Here is a 1,117-nt window from a genome sequence, read left to right on the forward strand (position 1 = left end):
CGGGGCTTATGCACCACGGCCGCGTCGAGCTGGCCGGCGGAGACCAGGTCGATCAGCGTGGCGCTGAAGCCGTCCGCCACCGATACCTCCACATTCGGGTAGCGCGCGTTGAAGCGCACCAGCGACCCCACCAGCACGCTTTCCGTTTCTGAAGCCACCATGCCGATGGAGATGCTGCCGGCCACCTGCTCCTCGCGTTGCATAAGTTGCTGCCGTGCATTGGCGAGGTCCCGCGTGATCGGCAGGAACAGCCGGTACATCATGCGGCCGGCCGCTGTCGGCACCATCCCGTGCGGGATGCGATCGAACAGCTTCTGTCCGAACTCTTCTTCCAGCTTGGCGATCTGCATGCTCAGCGCCGGTTGCACGATATTCAGCCGCTTGGCCGCGCGCGTGACGGAGCCGTCTTCGAACAGCGCAATGAAGTACTGGATCTGTTTGAGGTCCATGCCAAGTGATCGATTCGGTATCAATAAATTTGCTAGATTGGACTGATCGTATCAGTTTTTTTGTTGCAACATTGCCGGAACGCCTGGCCACTATTGGGGGAAAACCCTAGTCCGTGGCGCGTTAGCAGCCCAGATGTGCCCGCTAAAGTCCATGTGGACTGGCATCAGTAGAACTGATTGAACTGATCAAAAAACAATATTAGAACTAATACCATAATCTCACTAAGCTCCTGTTCAACGTTGCATGTCCCCGGCGGATTCGCCTATCGGGGCCGACGCGCAGAACGGAGTCAGGAATGAGACAGAACGATGCTGGCGGCATGACCGGCACGACACTGGAGACACCGGCAGCGGGTGTTTGCCCCGCGCCGCGACACGCTTTCCCGTGCCGGCCCGCAATCCCCGCTAACCAGATGGACCGCCCCGGTCCCGCCACGCGGGAGGACCGGTCATGAGCGACAAGCGCAGCCTGCCGGCAGCAGCAGCGGCCCTCCACCTTGAATCCGCTGCGGTCGGGCGCCAGCGTCACGTGGGCCGCGCGATGGAGCGGCTCGAGGACGCCGCGATCCTCACTGGCCGTGGCCGCTATGCCGACGACCTGGGCGTGAAGCCCGGCACCCTGCACGCGGCCATCGTGCGTTCCCCGCATGCGCATGCCGAACTTGGCA

The 1,117-nt window shown here is 62.0% G+C and carries 2 protein-coding genes; one reads left to right on the plus strand and one right to left on the minus strand.

All coding sequences use genetic code 11. The features are described from left to right. Window positions 1-449: LysR family transcriptional regulator (locus ACGLHR_RS51810; RefSeq protein WP_400103908.1), on the minus strand; the 449-nt coding region annotated here is incomplete at its 3' end. A 451-nt stretch (window positions 450-900) separates the two neighbouring features. Between ACGLHR_RS51810 and ACGLHR_RS51815 the strand changes: the two genes are divergently transcribed. After that, the coding region (locus tag ACGLHR_RS51815) for a hypothetical protein (RefSeq protein WP_400103910.1) at window positions 901-1,117 on the plus strand (217 nt) is incomplete at its 3' end.

Origin of the sequence: Cupriavidus sp. CuC1 (genome assembly GCF_044627735.1) — a bacterium.
Lineage (GTDB): Bacteria > Pseudomonadota > Gammaproteobacteria > Burkholderiales > Burkholderiaceae > Cupriavidus > Cupriavidus ulmosensis.